Consider the following 17,780-nt stretch of genomic DNA (forward strand, 5'->3'; position numbering starts at 1 on the left):
GTGCGAGATCCACGGGCGCTCTGCCCCGTCAGCCCTGGGTGGCGATCTCACTCGGCGTCGCCGCGACTCGGTTCTCCGCCCGCCGGATCAGCACGATCCCCCCGAGGATCAGCACCCCACCACCCACCTGGACCAGGGTCGGCACCTGCGCGATCAGCACCCAGGCCGCCAGCACCCCGAACATCACCTCGGACAACCCCACGAACGAGGCGACGCGCGTGTCGAGCCGTCGGATGGCGATGATCCCCGTGAGGTACGGCAGCGCCGTCGCGAGCACGACGAGCATCCCCAGCAGCACCGGCCAGGACACGTCGACCCCCGCCAGCCGGCCGCTGGACTCCCCCACCCGCCACGGTGTGATGCCCAGCAGACCGGTCACTGTGAGTGTCACCGCACCCACGACCATCGCCCCGGAGATCATCAGCAGCGGCGGGACGCCGCCCTCGTCGTCGCCGCCGGGCAGCACGAAGTAGACGCACACGCACACCGCCGCGCCGAGGCCCCACAGGATTCCCGTCAGGTCGACGCGCTGGGGTCCGAACGGGTCGACGACCAGCACGAGCCCGGCGAGTGAGACCAGGCAGCCGACGAGCGTCACCGCGGCCGGGGTGCGCCGGGTCCGCGCCCAGGTCCAGCCGACGAGCAGCACGGGCGCGAGGAACTCCAGCAGCAGCGCGACGCCCACCGACAGGTGCTGCAACGCCTGGAAGAAGCACAGCTGGACACCGGCGACGGCGGCCAGGCCGTAGAGCAGGACCTTGCGGGCGTTCGGCGCGCTGAGCGGGTGCCGGCGCAGCATCACGACCGTCACCGGGAGCAGCAGGACGGCGGCGCCCGCGATGCGCAGCAGCGTCGTGAGCCCGGGCGACCAGCCCGCCTCCAGGAACGCCGCGCCGAGCGGTCCGGAGAAGCCGTACGCGGCGGCCGAGACCAGCGCCCACATCAGCCCGCGGACCATGTGATCCCGTGTCACGACCGAAGCACCCATAGACTCCTGACACTAGGAACCGACCATGTCAGGGGTCAACATGGAATTCGCCCATGACACCCAGGTGCTGCTCGCGGCGGCCGCGGCGCTGGTGAACACCCGTCGGGCCGAGCCGGACCCGCTCGACGACGTGCCGGGCTTCGCGGCGTGGCTGGCCGAGCAGCCGTACTCGGGGCGCCGCTCCGGCTCCGACGACGAGCGCCGGGCCGTCCGTGCGCTCCGCGAGCGGCTGGCCGGGCTGTGGCCCGCCCACGGCGACGACGACGGCCCCGACCGCGACGGCACCGTCACGCTGGTCAACGCGATCCTCGCCGAGACCGACGCGCGCCCCCACCTCGCGCGGCACGACGGCTGGGACTGGCACCTGCACGTCACGCCCCAGGACGCGCCGCTCGCGGACCGGATGGGCGCGGAGATCGCGATGTCGGTCGTCGACCTGGTACGCGGCGACGATCTGTCCCGGCTGCGCCGCTGCGCCGCCGAGGACTGCGACGCCGTGCTGGTCGATCTGTCCCGCAACCGGTCCAAGCGGTTCTGCGACACCGGCAACTGCGCGAACCGCGCGCACGTCGCCGCCTACCGCGCCCGCCGCGCCACCCGGACGCCCTGACACCCCGTCCCCCGCCGTGTCGATCAGTACCTGAGCGCGGTGCGCCCCGGTCGGGACCGCACTCAGGTACTGATCGACGTCAGCTGCCGGGCAGGTGCTCGGTGAGCAGGGCGTTCACCTCGTCGGGGCGCTCGTAGTTCAGCAGGTGTGCCGAGTCGGCGACCTCGGCGTAGCGGGCGCCGGGGATCGCGTCGGCGATCTCGTGCAGCGACGACGGCGGCGTCGCCGGGTCGTCCGCCCCCGCCACGACGAGCGCCGGCACCGAGACCGCACCCAGCTCGGCGCGGATGTCGAAGGCGCCGATGGCGGCGCAGCAGGCGGCGTAGCTCTCGTCGTCCGCGGCGCGCAGCATGTCCAGCAGCCGCCGCTCACCGGCCGGGTCGCGCTGCGCCCAGGTCTCGACGTACCAGGTCCCGGGCCGGGAGCCGACCATCGCGGCCGTGCCGTCGGCCCGCACGGTCGCCGCGCGCTGCGGCCACGAGTCCGGGTTCGGGAAGCGAGCCGCCGTCGCCAGGACCGCGATGCTGCGCACCCGCTCCCCACCGTGCACGCCGAGCCACTGGCCGATCGCCCCGCCGATCGAGACGCCGACGTAGTGGAAGTCCCCGATCCCGGCGGCGTCGGCGGCGGCGAGCGCGCCGCGGCCGAGCTCGGAGATCGTGAGGTCACCGGTGACGGGGGCCGAGTCGCCGTGGCCGGGCAGGTCGAACCGGACGCATCGGAAGCGGTCGGACAGGGCCGCCACCTGGGCGTCGAACAGGTGCAGGTCGGTCCCCAGCGACGGGCCGAACAGCACGGCCGGTCCGTCGGCCGGACCGTCCACGACATGGTGCAGATCGAGTGCCATGTGCCCATCCTGCACCGGCTGCGGATCGCGGCCCGGGTTCGTAGGGTCACCGGCGAGGACGTGCGCCACCGGAGCCGCTGGAGAGAGGACCGTCCATGGCCGAGCTCGAGACCTTCAGGATGCTGATCGGCGGCAAGCCGTCCGACGCGGCGTCGGGCCGCACCTTCGAGACCCAGAACCCGTTCACCGGAGCGCCATGGGCGACCGTGCCGGACTGCGGCCCCGACGACGTCGACACCGCCGTCGCCGCCGCCCGCACCGCGCTCGACGGCGAGTGGGGCGCGATGACCCCGTTCGCCCGCGCCGCCTGCCTGCGCCGGCTGGGCGACCTGATCACCGAGAACGCCGAGGCGCTGGCCCGGACCGAGGTCAACGACTCCGGGAAGCTGTACCGGGAGATGATCGGCCAGCTGAGCGGGCTCGGCGGCTGGTACCACTACTACGCCGGGATCGCCCCGACGATCGAGGGCCGCCAGATCCCGGCGCCGAACCCGAACTACCTGGTCTACACGCGCAAGGAGCCGGTCGGCGTCGTCGCGGCGATCACGCCGTGGAACTCCCCGCTGCTGCTGATGACCTGGAAGGTCGCGCCCGCGCTGGCCGCGGGCTGCACGATCGTCGTGAAGCCGTCGGAGCACTCGCCCGCCTCGACGCTGAAGTGGGCCGAGCTGATCGAGAAGGCCGGGATCCCGGCCGGTGTGGTCAACGTCGTCACCACGAACGACCGGGACACCGCCGCGCACCTGGCCGGGCACCCGGGCGTCGACAAGGTCGCGTTCACCGGCTCCACCGCGACCGGGCGGTCGATCGCGAAGGCGGCCGCTGCGAACCTGAACAAGGTCACCCTGGAGCTGGGCGGCAAGTCCCCGCAGGTCGTGTTCCCCGACGCCGACCTGGAGTCGGCCGCGAACGGGGTCATCGCCGGCGTGTTCGCCGCGACCGGCCAGACCTGCATGGCGGGGTCGCGGCTGATCGTGCACGCCGACGTCCACGACGAGCTCGTCCGGCTCATCGCCGAGCGCGCGGCGACCATCGCGCTCGGCGACCCGAACGCCGAGGACACCGAGATGGGCCCCGTCGCGAACGGGCCGCAGTACGAGAAGGTCCTCGGCTACCTGGAGACGGCGAAGGCGGAGGGCAACACCATCGCCTACGGCGGGGCCGCGGAGTCCGGGCTGGGCGGCTACTTCGTGCAGCCGACGGTGATCACCGGGGTGACGCCCGAGTCCACGGTCTACCGGGAGGAGGTGTTCGGCCCGGTGCTCGCGGCACTCACCTTCACCGACGAGGACGAGGCCGTGAAGCTGGCCAACGACACCCCGTACGGCCTGGCCGGCGCGGTGTGGACGAAGGACGTGCACCGGGCGCACCGCGTCGCCGGACGGATCCGGGCCGGCACGGTGTGGATCAACGCCTACCGGGTGGTGGCGCCGAGCGTCCCGTTCGGCGGGTTCGGGCACTCCGGGCTCGGCCGGGAGAACGGCGTCGCGGCCGTCGAGGAGTACCTGGAGAACAAGTCGGTGTGGGTGGAGTTGTCCGGCGGCACCCGCGACCCGTTCACCCTCGGCTGACCCGGGACTCCCGGTCCGGGGACTCCTCCCAACCCAGCCGTTCGGTCCAGCGCTCGCCGCGGTCGGCACGACGCGGGGCGGGCACGCGGGCGGCGGGGGTGTCAGTACGGGTCTCGGACGTGCTCATGGGGGGCCTTCCGTCGGCGGTGTGCACCGCCGTGCCCGGGGTCGAGGTCCCGGGCACGGCGGTCCTCCGGCACCGCGGCCAGGACGCGCGGGTCCGGCGACGGGGAGCGTCGCCGGATCCGGCGACGTGTCGCGCGGCGCGGAAGTCGGGGAGCGGCCACGGAACCGGTGCGGACCGCACGCTACGGACCGACGGGGGCCGCTGTTCGCGAGCTGAGACCCCGACCGGTGGACGGACCCGCGAGCGCGACGGATGGGAATGCGTTCGGCCGTCGGGACCAGCCGAGTCCGTCGTTCGCCCGCGGGGCTCTCAGCGGGCGGCCGCTCTCCCGGGCGAACGCGAACGCGAACGCGATCGCGCAGGCAGAGCTCCGACCCGCGACGATCACGACGGTGTGGGTCCGCCGGGCCGGGGCCGGTCCCGCGGGCTGCCGGTCAGGCCAGGACCACCTGCCCGCCCTCGACCCGCACCTGTCGCGAGGTGAGCGGGGCCTGGGCGGGGCCGTCGAGCGGGGCCCCGTCGGAGACGGCGAACAGGCTGCCGTGACAGGGACAGGAGATGCCGGCCGGGGAGACCTGGTCGACGAGACAGCCCTGGTGCGGGCAGGTCGCGTCGAACGCCAGGACGGTGTCCGCGTCCGGGCGGGTCACGACGACCTTCTGCTCGGCGAAGACCCGGCCGCCGCCGACCGGGACGTCGTCGACGGCGGCGATGCCGGCCGGTGCCGCGGCGGTGCTGCTGCTCGGGGCGGCCGCCGCGGGGGCGGGGGTGGTCGGTGCGGGCGCGGCGGGTGCCGTGTCGCGCGGGGTTCCGTAGGTGGCGCAGCCCGCGGCGCAGCAGGCCACGGCGGCACCGGCGCCGGCGAGGAGCCGGCGGCGCGGGATCGGGGACACGGGGGACCTCCGGGGGACGGTGGGAGCGGTCGGGGGGTCAGAACGACAGGCCGTGGCCGGCGAAGAACCACAGCGCCGAGGTCAGCCAGACCCCGGCGAGGACGGCGAGCAGCACCCCGCCCGCGACGGCGAGCAGCCATCCCGGCACGCCGGGGCGGCGCAGGAGCAGCATCTTGGTGACGAACGCGCCGTAGAACAGGCAGCCGAGCGCGGAGTGCAGCAGCGCCGACGTCGTCGCGCCGGACCAGCCGAACGCGTAGAGGCACTGCGCGGCGACGGGCACGGTCACCAGCACCGCGGCGCGGCCCGACCAGCGGTGCACGACCGCGGTCACCGGGTCGGCGTAGCCGCGCATCATCATCCGGCCGGTGACGCCCTGGACGATCGCGAGGACCAGGGCGGCCGAACCGAGCCACGCCTTGGCCGCGGCGCCGCTGGAGAAGCCGGCGAGGTTGACCGCGACGCCGGTGCCGACGTGCTGGCGGGCCCAGACGCCGAGCGCGACCGCGACCAGCGACCCGACCACGACGGGGACGGCGACGACCCGCCACGACAGACCCTCCGCCGGGACCGCGACGTCGTGGGCCGCCTCGGCGTCGGGGCGGCGACGGGCGCGCGCCGGGTCGGGTGCCGTCGCGCGGGACCGTCGACGGCCGGGGCCGCGCCGACCGGGCCTGCGGGCGGGGCCGTCGCCGCCGTCGGCCCGGTCGCGGACGGCGGGGCGTGCGGGGCGCTCGCGGTACGCGGCAGCCGGGTCCTCGGCCGGGGCGCCGGTGCGGACGTCGGTACCGGCGGCCGCCCCGTCGCCCGTCCCGTAGCCCGTCCGGTCGTAGCGGCCGGGTTCGGCGTAGCCGGCGAGCGGTTCGTAGGCGTCGGGGTGGTCGGCCGTGCCTGCCGGCCGGCCGCGGTGGTCGGCGTCGTCGGACCAGTGCAGCCGGTCCGCGCCGGCGGGCCGGGAGCGGCCGGGGGTGCTCCCGGACCAGGCCGTGTCGTCGGCGCCCTCGGACCATCCGGAGGGCGGGTCGTCACCGGCGGCCCGGCGCGGGCGGCCGGGACGCGCGGCCCCGGCGGCGGGCGCCGGGCGGCGCGGCGCGGCGACCCCGTGGGTGCCCGAGCCGCCGCCCGGGGGCGGGGTGAGCGGGCCGGTCGGGGTGAACAGGTCCCCCGCGACGGCGTCGCGGCGACGGTCGGCGGTGCCCGCCCACCGGTCCGCGCCGCCGCCGGGGTCGTGGTCGGGTGCCCAGGACGGCTCCGGGACGGCGGCCCAGCCACCGCTGTGCTCGGGGCCGCGGGGGCTCGGGATGTCCGCGGAGACCGGGGCGAACCCGACCGGGTCGGTGAGCTCGCGGTCCGCGTGCCGCGCGCGGGGGGACATCAGTACCCACCGCCGTAGCCGCTGCCGCCGGTGGACGGGGCCGGCGCCTCGGCCGGGGCCTCGGCGGGTGCGGCGGCCGGCGTCGCGGCCGGGGCCGGGTCGGAGGCGTCGGTCCGGGTCGCGGTGAAGTCCCAGGACCTCCCGTCGGCGCGGGCGGTGCCGGTGGCGACGCCGTCGGCGACGGTGTACTCGACCTCCGCGCCGTCCTCTCCGGTCAGGCGGGTGGTGCCGCCGGGGGTGGCGGTGCCCTTCGTCCAGGATTCGATGCCGCGGTTGTCGCAGACGTAGGCCTGCACGGCGCCGTCGGTGACCCGGATGTCGACGGTGACCTTCCCGTTCGTCGACCGGCCCGTGTAGACGACCTCGCCGGTCGCGGCCGGTGCCGGGGCGGCCGTCGGAGCGGGCGCCGCCGGGAGGGCGGACGAGCCGGCGGCCTGTTCGACGGCGGCGGGGGCCGCCGGTGGCAGCGGTTCCGGTTCCGCGGTGAGCACGACGTTCGCCGTCGCGGCCCCGGCGGCGACCGCGCCGACGGCGACCATGGTCAGGAGGGGTCCGGAGAGTCGCATGTCAGCCCACCTCGATCCGGACCGAGTCGAACGCGGGCGTCTGGTTGGCCCGCTGCATCATCGGGGTGCGGTGCGACCCGTCCCCCGCCCACGACGAGCACTGCAGCTCGCCGGTCTGCTCGACCCCGGGCACGTCGATCGTGACGCTGTCCGGCCGTGCCCCTCCACCGCCGTCCTCGGTGGCCTGGAAGAACAGCGGATCGGGCGACGAGTCCGGTGCCTCGCCCGGGTCGGGCAGGATCCGGCAGGCGGTGTGGAAGTGGCCGCGCTGGAGTCCCTGGCCGTCGAGCAGGGACGCCTCGGCGTAGTAGCCGCCCTGGGCCGCGGGGAGGAACCGGTCACGGACCAGGTTCCGGGTGCTGACGGTCAGGCGGAACGACTCCCCGGGCCGGACCGTCGTCGGGGCCTGGGTGATGAGCAGCGACGGGCTGCGGTCGGCGTCGGCGACCTCGCCGAACGCGGTGGACACGCAGCGGGGCGCCTTCTGGAAGCCGTCGTGGGCGGTGAGCCGGCTGCCGGAGCAGTCGACGGCGAGGATGTCGAGCGCCGACGGCGCACCCTTCTTCTCCCCGTCGCCCGCGTCGGGCTCGTCCCCCGCGCTGCCGGAACCCTGGTCGGCCGAGCCGCCACCGGCCCCGGCCCCGGCGCTGTCACCGGACCCGTCACCGGAGCCCGATGAGCCGGGGCCCGTGTGCCCGGCGTGGTCGTGCTCCCCGCCCCCGGAGGAACTCCCGGATCCGGAGGAGCCCTCGGAGGAGCCGGAAGAGCCGGACCCTCCGGACGAGCCGGTCGAGTCGGACGGCCCGGAGGCGACGTTCGCCGGCCGGTCGCTCCGGTCGGCGGAGGCGGCCCCGGCGGCGTAGGCGGCGGGCCCGGCGACGAGCAGGCCCAGGGCGAGCGCGGTGACCGCGATCGTCCTGCTGCGGCTGGTGGAGGATCTCATCGGTATCGGCTCCTCGGGGCGGTGCGGTGCGCTCCGGTGGTGCGGGAGGGCGGCGCTCCGGTGTCGGTGTCCAGGTCGTGGGGGGTGGCGTCGGTGAGGCCGGGCTCGGGATCGGGCTGCGGCCGGACGGGTGGCACGTGCGCCAGCTCGTCCCAGGGGTCGGGTGGGCCGACCGGCAGGGCCCGCCGGGCGCCGTCGCGGGGGTGGCGCGGGGCGGGGACGAAGGCGGCGGCCGGGCCGGGGGCCGGGCGGCCGCGCCGGTGCAGGGTCATGAGCAGCCCGCCCGCGGCGAGCAGCGCGACCCCGACCACCAGCGCCGGCACGACGACGTCGGACGCGGTGCGGGTCCCGGTCGGCACCGGGTCGGGCGGGGCGGGCAGCGCCGCGTAGTCGACGAGCCCGGTCGACTCCAGATAGCCGATGTGCCGGGTGACGTACACCGACGCCTCGTTCGCGAACTGCCGCATGAGCTCGTTGCGGGTGCCGACCTTGACGTCGGTGATCACCGGCAGGACCGAGCCGTGCGCGGCGCGCAGGATCTGCACGAACTGGCGGTCGTAGTCGGTCCCGGTGCGGGCCGTCAGGTCGTTCATCCAGCCGATCTGCTGGTCGTTGGGCCTGCTGGGCAGCAGGACCCCGAGCTGTTCGGCGGTGGAGCGGACCAGCTCGTCGAGGTCGTGGTGCTCGACGCCGAGCTTGCGGGCGACCTCGCGGACGGCGGGTGAGGTGGCCTGCTGCTCGCCCTGCTGCCCGGTCGGGGCCTCCCAGAGACCGGCGAGGCGCACCTTCTGGAGCAGGTCGCGGTCGGCGGGGCCGAGCGGACCCCACCGGGTCTGCGTCCACCCCTGCTGCTGGTCGGTGGCGGCCGACGTCGCCACCCAGTACTGGGCGAGCACGACGGCGGCGACCGCGGCCAGTGCGGCGAGCACCGACCACCGGAGCGGGCCGGGGATCCGGCGGGACATGGGTTCTCCTCCCCTTCTCAGACCTGGGCGAACTGCTCGGTGTGCACCCGGTCGTCCGGGACACCGAGCGCGGTGAGGGTGGCGAGGACGTCGCCGACGAGCTGCGGTCGGCCGCAGACGAAGTAGTCGAGCCGGCGGGCCGGGTCGTCGAGGTCGGTCAGGACGGCGGCGAGCAGCGCGGTGTCGATCGGTCCGGTCGCCCCGGACCAGTCCGCCGACGGGCGGCGCAGCACCTCGGTGACCTGCAGGTCGATCAGCGTGCGCAGGTGCGCGAGCTCGGCCCGGAACAGCAGGTCGGCGCGGTCACGGGCGTGCACGACCAGCCGGTACGGCCGCCGGTCGCCGCGGTCGGCGGCGGTGCGCAGCATGCTCATCATCGGGGTGATCCCGACGCCGCCCGCGATCAGCACGAGCCCGGTGGACGGCACCGAGTCCGGGGTGAACGAGCCGTAGGGGCCGTCCACCCAGACCGGGTCGCCGCGACGCAGCTCGCGCAACCGCCCGGCGAAGTCGCCGGTGTGCCGGACGGTGAACTCGACCCGGCCGCGGTCGGACGCCGACGACGCGATGGTGAACGGGTGCTCCTCCACCGACATCCGCTCCAGCCGCAGCCAGGCGAACTGGCCGGGCCGGAACCACGGCCCGGCGTGCCGGCCGGGCCGGGCGAGGACGAGCGTCGACACGGTGGGGCTCTCCGGGCGCACGACGTGCACCCGGAACTCGCCGGTCGCCGCGCGGGCGCCCCAGCGGAGCACCAGCACCGCGACCAGCAGCAGGCCGAGCCCGCCCAGCACGGGCCCCATGACGGCGTCGCCGACCAGGTTGTTCAGCCACAGCACGTGCAGCGACGACGCGCCGACGACGACCGCGGCCAGACTCAGGTGCAGCCAACGCCACACCTCGTGCGAGCCCGACCGGACACCGCGCAGTGCGAGCACCAGCAGCACGACGACCGCGATCGTCGCGAGGGTGGCTGCCTGGCCGCGGGCCGGTGCGGCGAGCGGCACGAGCAGCCCGACACGTTCGGGGTGGTCGGCCACCACGCAGGCGAGGTGCAGCGCGACCAGCACCCCGGCGAGCACGCCGAGCCTGCGGTGCAGGCCGAGCAGGGTCTCCAGGCCGAGGGCGCCGGAGAGCCCGCGCACCCGGGACGGCAGCACCGCGACGATCACCATCGCCGACAGCGCGAGCAGCCCGGTCAGCACCGAGAGCTGGTGCAGCAGCGGCTGCGGTCCGGAACGGAGCATCCAGATCAACGACGGGCCGACGAGGACCGTGACCAGCACGGATCCCCACACCGTGCGGGCGCGGCGGTGCGCCAGCCAGGCGTCGGCGGGCGGCGGGGTGTCCCGCCGCAGGGGTGCGGTGACCGGATGCGGAACCGGGCGGGTCACCGGTCGCCGGGCGTGCGCCCGGCCGGTGAGGGTGCCCGCAGCGGGCGGGGGTGGTGGGTGCGCGAGCGGTGGACCGTCACGGACCGGCCTCGGGCCGGTCGCGGGTGCGACGCTACGGTCGGGCGGACGCCGGGGGCGCGTCCGCGCAGGGGGCGGGTCATCGGATCACTCCGGTTCGTGGAACCGGCCGGGTGGGGAGCCCCGGCCACCGCCGCGGCATCCGGGGGGAGCGGGCCGCGGTGCGGTGACACGAACATAGGAACCCCACCGGGACGGGGTTGCGTTCCTGAGAACGCGCACCGCCGTCCGGTCGTCGGTGTCCGGCGGGCGGGGACCGATCGCTCCGGTCGGAGTACGGACGTACGACCGACCGGCGCGATGACTCTCAGGGACACGACGTTCACCGCGCGCGACCACCGCTGGTCCCGTGCAGTCGGCCTCCGGCGGCGCGGGCGGGCACGCCGGCACAGCCGGAGGCGGCAGCCCCGGGCACCCCGGAGCCCGGCGGGCCGCTGCGGACGGCCGGTCGGTCGGCCGGTGGCCGGTCGGGAGCTGCGACCGACGGCCCGACGACACACGACGGCCGCGCCCGCCCACGAGGGGCGGACGCGGCCGGTGGAGGAGGGTCAGGCGGAGACGCGCTCCGCGGCGCGGACGCCCTCGGCGAGCTCGCGGGCGAGCGACTCGACCGCCGACGGCCCGCCGGACTCCAGCGCCTGCACGAACGCCGTCCCGACGATGACGCCGTCGGCGTAGCCGGCGACGTCGGCCGCCTGTTCGGCGGTGCGGACGCCGAGGCCGACGCACACCGGCAGGGTCGCGACCTCGCGGGTCCGGGCGACCAGGTCGCGGGCCTCGACGCCGACCGAGCGGACGCCGGTGACGCCCATCAGCGACGCCGCGTAGACGAACCCGCGGCTGGCCTCGACGGTCATCCGCATCCGCTCGGGGGTGGTCGTCTGCGCGACGAGGAACACCCGGTCCAGGTCGTGCTTTTCGGAGGCGGTCAGCCAGTCCTCGCAGTCGTCGGGCAGGAGGTCCGGGGTGATGAGCCCGGAGCCGCCGGCCTCGGCGAGCTCGGCGGCGAACCGCTCGACGCCGTAGCGGTCGATCAGGTTCCAGTAGGTCATGACCAGCGCCGGGGCGCCGGCGCCGACCACCGCGCGCACGGCGGTGAATGCGTCCCGGCTGCGGGCACCGTTGTCCAGTGCCTGCTGGGTGGCGCGCTGGATGACCGGGCCGTCCATCAGCGGGTCGGAGTAGGGCAGGCCGATCTCGACGACGTCGACGCCGCCCGCGACCATCGCCCGCATCGCCTCGACCGAGCCCTCGACGGTCGGGTAGCCGACCGGCAGGTAGCCGACCAGCGCGGCCCGGCCCTCGGCGCGGACCTGCTCGACCCGCTGCGCCACGCTGCCCATCAGACCGCTCCGTCCGTCACGGCGTTGCCCTCGTCGTCGATCAGCTGGAAGTACTTCGCGGCGGTGTCGACGTCCTTGTCGCCACGGCCGGACAGGTTGACCAGCACGACCTTGCCCTCGCCCAGGCGCGTCGCCTCGCGCAGCGCACCGGCCAGCGCGTGCGCGCTCTCGATGGCCGGGATGATGCCCTCGGTGCGGCAGAGCAGGCGGAAGGCCTCCATCGCCTCGGCGTCGGTGACCGACTCGTAGCGGGCGCGCCTCATGTCGTGCAGCCACGAGTGCTCCGGGCCGACGCCCGGGTAGTCCAGGCCCGCGGAGATGGAGTGCGAGTCGCGGGTCTGGCCGTCCTCGTCCTGGAGGATGAAGCTGCGCGAGCCGTGCAGGACGCCGACGTCACCGCCGCCGATGGAGGAGGCGTGCCGCGGGGTGTCGACGCCGTCGCCGCCGGCCTCGAAGCCGACCAGCTCGACGGAGGTGTCGTCGAGGAACGCGTGGAAGATGCCCATCGCGTTGGAGCCGCCGCCGACGCAGGCGCAGACCAGGTCGGGCAGGGCACCGGTGAGGTCCTGGACCTGCTGCCGCGCCTCGACGCCGATGATCCGCTGGAAGTCGCGCACCATCGCCGGGAACGGGTGGGGCCCGGCGACCGAGCCGATGAGGTAGTGCGTGTCGGCCACGTTGGTGACCCAGTCGCGCATGGCCTCGTTCATCGCGTCCTTGAGGGTGCGCGTGCCCGAGGTGACCGGGCGGACCTCCGCTCCGAGCATGCGCATCCGGGCGACGTTGAGCGCCTGGCGCTCGGTGTCGACCTCGCCCATGTAGACGACGCACTCCAGGCCCATCAGGGCGGCGGCCGTGGCCGAGGCGACGCCGTGCTGGCCCGCACCGGTCTCGGCGATGACCCGGGTCTTGCCCATGCGCTTGGTGAGCAGCGCCTGCCCCAGCACATTGTTGATCTTGTGCGAGCCGGTGTGGTTCAGGTCCTCGCGCTTGAGCAGGATGCGCGCACCCCCGGCGTGCGCGGCGAACCGCGGCGCCTCGGTGACCAGACTCGGGCGGCCCGAGTAGGTGCGGTGCAGCTCGGCGAGCTCGGCCTGGAAGGCCTCGTCGGACATGGCCGTGTGGTAGGCCCGCTCGAGTTCGTCCAGCGCGGCGACCAGCGCCTCCGGGACGTAGCGGCCACCGAAGCGGCCGAAGTACGGGCCGGTCTGGTCGACCAGCCGCGCCGTGTCCCCGGCCGGGGGAAGGGCGGTGTCGGTCACGAGTACTCCCTGACGGATCGAGGACCCCGATCTCGGGCCGCCGCCGGGCGGGGATGCGCCGGGAGATCGGACGGTCACGACGGTACACCGGGCCCACGACGCCGGACGCGGCACCGGGGGCTCTCATATATCAGCGGCCCGGCGCCGCGCGGGCGGACCTCAGACGTAGCGCGGGCGCCCCGCGACCCAGCCCAGCACCATCTCGGCGACGATCACCGCGCCGAGCAGCACCAGCGACGGCGTCCAGGAGCCGGTGAGCCCGTGCAGGATCCCGAACAGGAACGGGCCGGTCGCGCCGATGAGGTAGCCGAAGCCCTGCGCCATCGCCGACAGGTCGGTGGTCTCGGCGGCCTCGCGGGTGCGCAGCGCGATCACGCCGAGCCCCAGCGGGAAGACCGCCATGCCGACGCCGAGCAGGACCGTCCACAGCCAGGGCGCGGCGGCCGGGGCGATCGCGAGTCCGGCGACGGCGGCCAGCGAGCAGCAGGCGAGCCCGACGATCCAGCCCGACTGCGACGCCCGGTTCAGCGCGATCGGCGGGATGACGAAGCTGAGCGGGATGCCGATCAGGTTGATCAGGGCGAGCATCAGCCCGGCGTCGGTGCGGGTGACCCCGACGGAGACGAACAGCTCCGAGAGCCACCCCATCGCGACGTAGGCGACACAGGCCTGGAGCCCGAAGAACGCGGTGACCACCCAGGCCAGCGGCCGGCGCACCATCGGGCGCCGCTCCTCCGCGTCGGCGGCGCGCACGACCGGCTCCGGCTCACCGTGCCGGGCCCCGATCGTCCAGACGACCAGCGCGGCCAGCGACAGCAGCGCCCACGCCCCGACCGCGCCGCGCCAGCCGCCGAGCAGCGGTTCCAGCGCCGGCGTGAACGCGGCGCCGATCCCACCGCCCGCGGCCAGCGCGGCGGTGTAGACGCCGGTGACCCGGCCGACGGCGTGCGGGAAGGACTGCTTCACCACGACCGGGATCAGCACGTTGCCGATCGCGATGCCCGCCGCGGCGACGAAGGTGCCGCCGAGCACGACCCACGGGCCGTCGACGACGCGCAGCACGAGCCCGGCGGTCAGCACCGCCATCGCGAGGCCGATCGCGCGGGCCATGCCGAGCCGGCGGGAGAGCAGCGGCGCCGCGATCGCGGCGAGGCCGAAGCAGATGGTGGGCACCGCGGTGAGCACACTGGTCCAGACCGCGGAGGCACCGAGGCCGTCACGGACCTCGCCGAGCACCGAGGACATCGAGGTCACGGCCGGGCGGAGGTTCGAGGCGGCGAGTGCCACCCCCACGACGAGCAGCGGAGTCCCGACGAGCGCACCGCGACGCGACGGCCCGGTCTCCTCGGCCCGCCCGGTGGCGATGGTCTCCTCCGCGCGTGTCTCCTGCTCAGCAATGCTCACGAAACAGTATTGTTACAGACGTAGGATGTTCGGATGGAAGGATGATCCGGTGCCTCTCGTCACAGCGCGCCGCGGTGGCCTGGTCGACCAGGTCATCGACCAGCTCCGTTCCGCCATCACCGGCGGGGAATGGCCGGTCGGTGCCCGGATACCGCCGGAGTCGGAGCTGGCCTCGTCGTTGGAGGTCGGCCGCAACACCGTCCGCGAGGCCGTCCGCGCCCTCGCCCACGGCGGCCTGCTCGAGGTGCGTCAGGGCGACGGCACCTACGTGCGGGCCACCACCGAGCTGTCCGGGGCGCTGCGCACGCTGTGCGGCCCGGAGCTGCGCGAGGTGCTGGAGGTCCGACGCACCCTGGAGGTGGAGGCGGCCCGGATGGCGGCCGCCCGCCGGACCGACGCCGACCTGACCGTCCTGCGGGCGGCGCTGGCCGGGCGCGACCGGGCCGTCGCGGCCGTCGCGGCGTACGGCCGTCGCGGGGAGCAGCCGGACGCCGCGGACCTGGAGCGCGCGGCCCGTGCGGACACCGACTTCCACGTGGCCGTCGTCCGGTGTGCGGGCAACGGCCTGCTCGTCGAGCTCTACCGGGGTGTGGTGGAGGCGGTCGCGGACAGTGTGAAGACCACGATGCCCGGCACCGCGGGCACCGAGGACGACATCTCCCACACCGGGATCGTCGAGGCCATCGCCGACGGCGACGTGGACCGTGCCGCCCGGGAGGCCGGGGACTTCCTGGACCGGCTCATCGCGGCCCGCCCGGTCACCCCGCAGGGCCCCGCCGGGGAGCGCGGCCCGGACGCCGGGACCGGACCCACCGCCTGACCCGCGACCCCGCGCCCGGGCCGCCCGTCGACCGGCGCGTCCCGTCCGCCGCGCCGGGCCGCACCGTGCGGGCGCAGGCCCGGCGCGGAGGTCACGGTCCGGTTAGCCTCCTTCGCCGGACCCACCCCCGCCCCCGACCCGATCTCGAGGAGTGCTCCGGCGTGCTGAAGGGCTTCAAGGAATTCCTGCTGCGTGGCAACGTGATCGACCTGGCGGTCGCCGTCGTCATCGGTGCGGCGTTCACGGCCGTGGTCACCGCCTTCACGAAGGCGTTCCTGGAGCCGCTGCTCCGGCTGTTCTCCGGCGGGGAGAACGCCGTGCCCCCGGGCACGATCCCGCTGACCGACGAGGTGCAGCTCGACTACGCGAGCTTCCTCAACGCCGTCATCACGTTCCTGATCACCGCCGCGGTCATCTACTTCCTGGTCGTCTTCCCGATGAAGTGGCTCCAGGAGCGCCGCAAGCGCGACGCCGGGGACCCGGCCCTGGAGACCGACCTCGACCTGCTGAAGGAGATCCGCGACCTGCTCCGCGACCAGGCCGAGCGGGACCGCGAGCGGGCCCTCGCCCCCGCACCCCGCGCCGTGGGACAGCCGACGGTGCCGGCGCCGCCGATGCCGTCCGGCCCGCCGCAGGGCCGTCCGGTGCCCCCGTCGCACGCGTCGCAGCCGCCGCAGCCCGGCCCGGTCGACGACGGCTACCCCGAGCCCTACCCGGACACCCCGCGCCGGTCCCGGCACCGCGGCTGAGCCTGCTCACTCCGGGTCGCTGCCCGACGGCCCGCCGACCCGGTACGGCGTGGTCACCCCCTCGTACACGAGGTGCGCCATCAGGCCCTCCGACAGATGCGTCGGGGCGCACCGCGCCGCTGCCGTCGGCGATCCGCATCCGCACCACGTCGCCGCGGGCGACCATGAACATCGGCACGTCCGCCACATGCCGGCCTGGAGCAGGACCTCCCGGCGCGACGAGACAGGCGATCACTCGGTAGCGGTACACACGGCGACCTCCGGCTCCTGCGACGAGCGCGCGCCGGACAGTGAACGCCACGTCAGCGGGGCCACACACGCTCCCTCCAGATGAACACTCCACCCTTTCGACTCGACACGGCACGAACCCCCCACCAGGCTGAGCCGGTCGCGGGCGGCACGGGCCGCCGCGGAGGGGAGCGCACCACGATGGCGGACGCCACCACGTCGACGGCGGAGGACGGGCCCGCGCTGAAGCGGGTCATGGGGCCCAGGCTCCTGCTGCTGTTCATCGTCGGCGACATCCTGGGTACGGGCATCTACGCCCTGGTCGGCCAGGTCGCCGAGGAGGTCGGCGGGGCGGCGTGGGTGCCGTTCCTGGTCGCCTTCGCCGTCGCCATGATCACCGCGTTCTCCTATCTGGAGCTGGTCACGAAGTACCCGCAGGCGGCGGGCGCGGCGCTCTACACGCACAAGGCGTTCGGCATCCACTTCCTGACGTTCATGGTCACCTTCGTGGTGATGAGCTCGGGGATCACCTCGGCGTCGACGGCGTCACGGGCGTTCGCGGCGAACCTGAACGAGGGCTTCGGGCTGGACCTGGGCAACGGCGGCATCGTGCTGATCGCGCTGGGATTCATGCTGCTGGTCGCGGCGGTGAACTTCCGCGGCGTCGGCGAGAGCGTGAAGGTCAACGTGGTGCTCACGATCGTCGAGCTCTCCGGCCTGCTCCTGGTGATCCTGATCGGGATCTACGCGATCGCCGGCGGCGACGCCGACTGGTCGCGGGTCGTCGCCTTCGACACCCCCGAGGACAAGGGGGTGTTCCTGGCGGTCACCTCGGCGACCTCGCTGGCGTTCTTCGCGATGGTCGGCTTCGAGGACTCGGTGAACATGGCCGAGGAGTGCCACGAGCCGCGCCGGATCTTCCCCAGAATCATGATCACCGGGCTGACCATCACCGGGGTCATCTACGTGCTCGTCGCGATCTGCGCGGTGGCGCTGGTCCCGGTCGGCCCGCTGGCGGCGAGCGAGACGCCGCTGGTCGAGGTCGTCCGCGCCGGGGCGCCCGGCATCCCGGCCGACCTGGTCCTGCCGTTCATCTCGATGTTCGCCGTCGCGAACTCGGCGCTGATCAACATGTTGATGGCCTCGCGGCTGCTCTACGGGATGGCCAACCAGGCCGTGCTGCCCAAGCCGCTGGCACGGGTGCACCCGTTCCGCCGCACGCCGTGGGTGTCGATCATCTTCACCACGCTGATCTCGTTCGCGCTGATCAGCTACGTGTCGCTGGACTCGGACTCCGACGTCGTCTCGGCGCTCGGCGGCACGACCTCGCTGCTGCTGCTCGCCGTGTTCACGATCGTCAACATCGCGGTGCTGGTGCTTCGCCGCGACCGGATCCCCGAGGACCACTTCCGGGCCCCGCCCGGCCTGCCGGTCGTCGGCGCCGTCGCCAGCCTGTACCTGGTCCTGCCGTTCTCCGGGCGGGACGCGATCCAGTACGAGCTGGCCGGGCTGCTGCTCCTGCTCGGCCTGGTCCTCTACGGGATCACGCTGCTGCTCAACCGCAGGCTCGGGGTCAAGAAGGCGACCCTGGACCCGTCGAAGCTGGACGGCTGAGCC

At 74.8% G+C, this 17,780-nt stretch carries 16 protein-coding genes and 1 pseudogene; 5 read left to right on the plus strand and 12 right to left on the minus strand.

Going from position 1 to position 17,780, the window contains the following annotated elements:
- Positions 1 to 28: 28 nt before the first annotated feature.
- Positions 29 to 973, minus strand: coding sequence for an EamA family transporter (locus tag DMP15_RS01280; protein ID WP_161152458.1), 945 nt, complete (start codon positions 971 to 973; stop codon positions 29 to 31).
- 55 nt (positions 974 to 1,028) lie between these two features.
- Between DMP15_RS01280 and DMP15_RS01285 the strand changes: the two genes are divergently transcribed.
- Positions 1,029 to 1,598, plus strand: a complete 570-nt coding sequence (locus DMP15_RS01285; protein ID WP_073575707.1) for a CGNR zinc finger domain-containing protein — start codon at positions 1,029 to 1,031, stop codon at positions 1,596 to 1,598.
- A gap of 79 nt (positions 1,599 to 1,677) precedes the next feature.
- Here the strand turns inward: DMP15_RS01285 and pcaD are convergent, their stop codons facing one another.
- The gene (gene pcaD, locus DMP15_RS01290) at positions 1,678 to 2,445 is read right to left on the minus strand and encodes a 3-oxoadipate enol-lactonase (protein ID WP_073575705.1); all 768 of its coding nucleotides are present in this window, start codon (positions 2,443 to 2,445) and stop codon (positions 1,678 to 1,680) included.
- A 95-nt stretch (positions 2,446 to 2,540) separates the two neighbouring features.
- On the opposite strand from pcaD, the gene DMP15_RS01295 reads away from it, so the two are divergent.
- Positions 2,541 to 4,016 carry an aldehyde dehydrogenase gene (locus DMP15_RS01295; protein WP_073575704.1) on the plus strand — a complete coding sequence of 492 codons (1,476 nt, stop codon included), beginning with the start codon at positions 2,541 to 2,543 and terminating at the stop codon, positions 4,014 to 4,016.
- Here the strand turns inward: DMP15_RS01295 and DMP15_RS01300 are convergent.
- The 10 genes from DMP15_RS01300 to DMP15_RS01345 form a co-directional block, all read right to left on the minus strand.
- Entirely contained in the window at positions 4,003 to 4,143 is a 141-nt protein-coding gene (locus DMP15_RS01300; RefSeq protein WP_161152459.1) for a hypothetical protein, read from the minus strand. The two genes, DMP15_RS01295 and DMP15_RS01300, sit on opposite strands and share 14 nt — an antisense overlap.
- Positions 4,144 to 4,577: 434 nt before the next feature.
- Entirely contained in the window at positions 4,578 to 5,036 is a 459-nt protein-coding gene (locus DMP15_RS01305; protein WP_073575701.1) for a Rieske (2Fe-2S) protein, read from the minus strand.
- Positions 5,037 to 5,073: 37 nt separating this feature from the next.
- Entirely contained in the window at positions 5,074 to 6,411 is a 1,338-nt protein-coding gene (locus DMP15_RS01310; RefSeq protein ID WP_304580120.1) for a DUF6529 family protein, read from the minus strand.
- Positions 6,411 to 6,977 (minus strand): hypothetical protein, encoded by a 567-nt coding sequence (locus DMP15_RS01315; RefSeq protein WP_073575699.1) that lies wholly within the window; start codon positions 6,975 to 6,977, stop codon positions 6,411 to 6,413. Before DMP15_RS01315 ends, DMP15_RS01310 begins: the two co-directional genes overlap by 1 nt.
- Position 6,978: 1 nt before the next feature.
- A complete protein-coding gene (locus tag DMP15_RS01320) occupies positions 6,979 to 7,920 on the minus strand; it encodes a hypothetical protein (protein ID WP_337825365.1) in 942 nt (313 codons plus the stop codon).
- Entirely contained in the window at positions 7,917 to 8,885 is a 969-nt protein-coding gene (locus DMP15_RS01325) for a DUF4142 domain-containing protein (protein WP_179761340.1), read from the minus strand. The genes DMP15_RS01320 and DMP15_RS01325 overlap by 4 nt, the downstream gene beginning before the upstream one ends.
- A gap of 17 nt (positions 8,886 to 8,902) precedes the next feature.
- Entirely contained in the window at positions 8,903 to 10,279 is a 1,377-nt protein-coding gene (locus DMP15_RS01330; protein ID WP_083658629.1) for a ferredoxin reductase family protein, read from the minus strand.
- A gap of 626 nt (positions 10,280 to 10,905) precedes the next feature.
- Positions 10,906 to 11,700, minus strand: a complete 795-nt coding sequence (trpA, locus tag DMP15_RS01335) for a tryptophan synthase subunit alpha (RefSeq protein WP_337825366.1) — start codon at positions 11,698 to 11,700, stop codon at positions 10,906 to 10,908.
- Positions 11,700 to 12,962 (minus strand): tryptophan synthase subunit beta, encoded by a 1,263-nt coding sequence (trpB, locus tag DMP15_RS01340; RefSeq protein WP_208623018.1) that lies wholly within the window; start codon positions 12,960 to 12,962, stop codon positions 11,700 to 11,702. The genes trpA and trpB overlap by 1 nt, the downstream gene beginning before the upstream one ends.
- Positions 12,963 to 13,121: 159 nt before the next feature.
- Positions 13,122 to 14,366 (minus strand): CynX/NimT family MFS transporter, encoded by a 1,245-nt coding sequence (locus DMP15_RS01345; RefSeq protein ID WP_337825367.1) that lies wholly within the window; start codon positions 14,364 to 14,366, stop codon positions 13,122 to 13,124.
- Between the two features lie 49 nt (positions 14,367 to 14,415).
- Between DMP15_RS01345 and DMP15_RS01350 the strand changes: the two genes are divergently transcribed.
- The 3 genes and pseudogenes from DMP15_RS01350 (at position 14,416) to DMP15_RS01360 (ending at position 17,777) form a co-directional block, all read left to right on the plus strand.
- On the plus strand, positions 14,416 to 15,186 hold the full coding sequence (locus DMP15_RS01350) for a FadR/GntR family transcriptional regulator (protein WP_167410013.1): 771 nt from the start codon (positions 14,416 to 14,418) through the stop codon (positions 15,184 to 15,186).
- 161 nt (positions 15,187 to 15,347) lie between these two features.
- Positions 15,348 to 15,725: pseudogene (mscL, locus tag DMP15_RS30255) on the plus strand (large conductance mechanosensitive channel protein MscL); the annotation flags it as partial.
- A gap of 639 nt (positions 15,726 to 16,364) precedes the next feature.
- The gene (locus DMP15_RS01360; protein ID WP_073575686.1) at positions 16,365 to 17,777 is read left to right on the plus strand and encodes an APC family permease; all 1,413 of its coding nucleotides are present in this window, start codon (positions 16,365 to 16,367) and stop codon (positions 17,775 to 17,777) included.
- Positions 17,778 to 17,780: the final 3 nt, after the last annotated feature.

The sequence above is a fragment of the Pseudonocardia sp. UM4_GMWB1 genome (genome assembly GCF_017312155.1).
Taxonomy (GTDB): domain Bacteria; phylum Actinomycetota; class Actinomycetes; order Mycobacteriales; family Pseudonocardiaceae; genus Pseudonocardia; species Pseudonocardia alni.